Source organism: Xanthobacter sp. DMC12, from assembly GCF_056314105.1.
This window is the reverse complement of sequence record NZ_JBQUYZ010000014.1, coordinates 1-904: the sequence shown is the minus strand read 5'-3', so window position 1 is coordinate 904 and position 904 is coordinate 1. Positions and strand designations below refer to the sequence as shown.

At 63.9% G+C, this 904-nt stretch carries 1 protein-coding gene; it reads left to right on the top strand.

What is annotated here, in order from left to right; genetic code table 11:
- Window positions 1-19: 19 nt before the first annotated feature.
- A complete protein-coding gene (nifH, locus tag ACT535_RS24965; RefSeq protein WP_168457247.1) occupies window positions 20-904 on the top strand; it encodes a nitrogenase iron protein in 885 nt (294 codons plus the stop codon).

Below are 904 nucleotides of genomic sequence, written 5' to 3'. Positions count from 1 at the left end.
AGGTTCGAAGGAGAGCAAGATGGCTTCGCTGCGACAGATCGCGTTTTACGGCAAGGGTGGCATCGGCAAGTCCACCACGTCCCAGAACACGCTTGCGGCCCTGACCGAGCTTGGTCAGCGCATCCTCATCGTGGGCTGCGACCCGAAGGCGGACTCGACCCGCCTGATCCTGCACGCCAAGGCGCAGGACACCATCCTTTCGCTGGCCGCCAACGCGGGTTCGGTGGAAGACCTCGAGCTCGAGGACGTGATGAAGGTCGGCTACAACGACATCCGCTGCGTGGAGTCGGGTGGCCCGGAGCCGGGCGTCGGCTGCGCCGGCCGTGGCGTGATCACCTCGATCAACTTCCTTGAGGAGAACGGCGCCTACGAGGACATCGACTACGTGTCCTACGACGTGCTCGGCGACGTGGTGTGCGGCGGCTTCGCCATGCCCATCCGCGAGAACAAGGCTCAGGAAATCTACATCGTCATGTCCGGCGAGATGATGGCCATGTATGCGGCCAACAACATCTCCAAGGGCATCCTGAAGTATGCCAACTCCGGCGGCGTGCGCCTGGGCGGCCTGGTGTGCAACGAGCGCCAGACCGACAAGGAGTACGAGCTGGCGGAGTCGCTGGCGAAGAAGCTCGGCACCCAGCTGATCTACTTCGTGCCGCGCGACAACATCGTGCAGCACGCCGAACTGCGCCGCATGACGGTGATCGAGTATGCGCCCGATTCCGCGCAGGCCCAGCACTACCGGAACCTTGCGACCAAGGTGCACGGCAACTCGGGCAACGGCATCATCCCGACCCCGATCACCATGGACGAGCTCGAAGACCTGCTCATGGAGCACGGCATCATGAAGACCGTCGACGAGAGCCAGATCGGCAAGACCGCCGCCGAACTCGCCGCCGGCTGA

Bases quoted from the DNA above. Each gene is read 5' to 3' on its own strand.
- nifH (WP_168457247.1), top strand. From the start codon at position 20: ATGGCTTCGCTGCGACAGATCGCGTTTTACGGCAAGGGTGGCATCGGC.